Here is a 3099-nt window from a genome sequence, read left to right as displayed (position 1 = left end):
ATAGCATGGCGCCTTTCGCCAGTGCCGGTAAGTACTGGTCCAGCGTGAATTGTTCAACTTCTGGTAGTAACTCGTCCAGATCTTTGCTCTGTAGTGCGTCTGGCAGTGCATCGTGATACCAGGCGGCTGCAGCAAAATAAGGCAGCTGGTTAGCTTGTTTTACCGGGCCATCGCGGTCAATACCAATATCAGTTGGTGACACTAAAATAACGCCGTTTAGGTACATCCACTGGCTGTTTTGCAGCTCCAGTGCAAGACCCGATACACGTGTTGTGCCATAGCTTTCGCCAATTAAGTACTTAGGTGACTGCCAGCGGTTCATGCGCGAAGTAAAGGTGTTCATCCACTCGGCAAGATATTTAACGTCGGCATTAACACCGAAGAACATGTCTTTTTGCTTTTCGCGCGACGGCATTTCGCCATCTTCATTTGGCAACACGCGTGAGTAGCCGGTATTGACTGGGTTAATAAAAACAATGTCAGCGACATCAAGAATGGAGTGCGGGTTGTCCTGCACGCCATAAGGCTGAACCGGATAGCCTTCGTCACTCAGGTTTAAAACCTTTGGGCCTGTGTAGGCAATGTGCATCCAAACCGATGCTGAACCAGGGCCGCCGTTAAAGGAGTAAACAACAGGGCGAGACTCACGGTTATCAACGTCCTGACGTTCATAATAGGTGTAGAATAACGATGCGGTTGGGTTACCTTCGTCGTCCCATACCGGTTGAGTGCCGGCTGTGGCTGTGTAGTCCACAGTTTCGCCATTAATTTCTACGCTGTGTTCGGTAACCACTTCGGTGTCTACCGGCAACATGCGTTTATGATTCGTTGAGCTTTCTTCGGCAACAACAGGTGCTGATACTACCGAGCAACCCATCAGTGACAAAGAGGCAATTAAAGCAAGGCTCTTTCGCATGAGATTGTTCTCCGTTTTTATAATGTTGTCTCAGATTAACAAATAATTACTTTAAAGAGTCAAAGGTTATGCGATTATTGGGTTTATTCCTGCGACTGGATCCTAATTGAATGAGGTCACCGATGAAAATTACACATTTAACACAGGCTTTTTGCTGGCTTTTGCTTCCGGTTATCAGCTTGTCAGCTAATGCCCAAAACCTGTCTGATGCAATGAAAGACGGTTTACAGACAATGGCGTCGGAGCAGTTAAATGCCGATCTCGAAGTGGAGGAGCTTGAGGTTAACTCACTAACTGATGGCTTGACGGCAAATAACGTTCGCTTTGCAACTCGTGTGGATGCCTTGTCGGAGCCTGAGAATCAATTGTTGTTAGCCAGGCAGTTGGTGTTAACTGGTGACTGGCAGGCGCTTGGCAGCAGTCGTGTTGATATTTCAAAAGTATCCATGTCCGGTGCTCAACTGACCGTGGCATATTACGGCACCGGGCGCTCGAATTTGCATGAGTTTTTAAAGCAGATGAACTCAGTGAAAGTGCAGAAAGTGAGTTCGGTACCGTTAAACTGGCGAGTTGATGAGTGGCTGATGGAAGACGTCACTATTAACTTGTTTGACAAAGGTGAACCCATTTTAAGCGTACATGTAAGAGAGCTTGAGCTGACTGATCTGCAGTCAATGCAAAGTGCTGACGCACAGGTGAAAGAATTGCTCTGGCCCATTCTAGAGCAGGTAGCTGAGCAAGTTCGTGATGGTAACCCCAATTTACAGGTAGATAGCATGGCGCTTTCCCGCTTCTTGCTGCGTGAAGCTATGGCGTTCTGAGCTTGAGTTAAACGGGTTTAAGCAGTACAGTTAGGAAAAGTTAAACACCCGTTTAAAATAAGAGGTTGGCGTGGCAAATTCATACCCAAATTTACTAAAACCCCTGGATCTTGGCTTCACAACGTTAAAGAACCGAGTCTTGATGGGGTCAATGCATACTGGCCTGGAAGAAGAAAAAAATGGCTTTAGTAAATTAGCCAGCTTTTATGAAGAGCGGGCAAAAGGTGGCGTAGGTCTTATTGTTACCGGCGGCATCAGCCCAAACTTTCGAGGACGCTTAGCGCCGTTTGGCAGTGAAATGTCAAAGCCCTGGCATGTCGGTAAGCATCGTCAGGTGACCGATGCCGTTCACAAGTATGGCAGCAAAATCTGTCTGCAACTTCTGCACGCCGGTCGTTACAGCTATCATCCGTTTTCCTTAGCGCCCAGCGCGATAAAAGCGCCGATAAACCCATTCAAGCCAAAAGCCATGTCGGAGCGCCAGATTAAAAACACCATCAAGCATTATGCCCGCGGCGCAAAGCTGGCGCAGAAGGCTGGCTACGATGGTGTAGAAATCATGGGCTCGGAAGGTTACTTGATTAACCAGTTTTTGTGTCCAAGAACGAATAAGCGCGATGATAACTGGGGCGGCAGCTTCGAAAACCGTATGCGGTTTCCACTGGAAATTGTCAAAGCCGTTCGGGCCGCGGTGGGTGAAAAGTCGATTATTATTTTCCGTTTGTCGATGCTGGATTTGGTGGAAGATGGACATCAGCTGGACGAAGTGCTGCAGCTGGGTAAGCTACTGGAGCAGGCGGGTGTTACCATTATTAATACCGGTATTGGCTGGCACGAAGCCCGTGTACCGACCATTGTCACTTCGGTACCGCGCGGTGCCTTTAGCTGGATAACCGAGCGCGTACGCAGAGAATTATCGGTGCCTGTGGTTGCCGTTAACCGTATTAATACGCCGGAAATTGCCGAGCATATTTTAGAAAGTAATCAGGCTGACATGGTCTCCATGGCGCGACCATTACTGGCTGACCCGGAGTTTGTGAAAAAGGCGGAACAAGGTCAGTCTGAACGCATTAATACCTGTATTGCCTGTAANNAGGCGTGTCTGGACCATGTGTTTGAGAATAAACGGGCGTCCTGTTTAGTTAACCCGCAGGCGTGTTTTGAGCAGGAACTGGTCATGAAACCGGCTGAGCAGAAAAAGCGCATTGCGGTGATTGGGTCCGGCCCGGCAGGGCTTGCCTTTGCCTGTCACGCAGCAGAGCGTGGTCACCAGGTCGATTTATACGACAAGTCCGATGAAATTGGTGGTCAGTTTAACTACGCTAAGCAGATTCCGGGTAAAGAAGAGTTTTATGAAACCCT

Annotated in this window: 3 protein-coding genes; 2 read left to right on the top strand and 1 reads right to left on the bottom strand. The window is 48.4% G+C overall.

The features are described 5' to 3' along the window. The coding region (locus tag B3180_RS06125; protein ID WP_414654032.1) for a S10 family peptidase at window positions 1–916 on the bottom strand (916 nt) is incomplete at its 3' end. A gap of 122 nt (window positions 917–1038) precedes the next feature. On the opposite strand from B3180_RS06125, the gene B3180_RS06120 reads away from it, so the two are divergent. Then, window positions 1039–1737 (top strand): hypothetical protein, encoded by a 699-nt coding sequence (locus B3180_RS06120; protein WP_278358789.1) that lies wholly within the window; start codon window positions 1039–1041, stop codon window positions 1735–1737. Between the two features lie 70 nt (window positions 1738–1807). Next, the coding region (locus B3180_RS06115) for an NADPH-dependent 2,4-dienoyl-CoA reductase (RefSeq protein WP_349677611.1) at window positions 1808–3099 on the top strand (1292 nt) is incomplete at its 3' end.

Origin of the sequence: Idiomarina sp. UBA4206 (genome assembly GCF_002383015.1) — a bacterium.
Lineage (GTDB): Bacteria > Pseudomonadota > Gammaproteobacteria > Enterobacterales > Alteromonadaceae > Idiomarina > Idiomarina abyssalis.
Note: the sequence above shows the minus strand (reverse complement) of the source record. Positions and strands in the feature narration are given on the sequence as shown.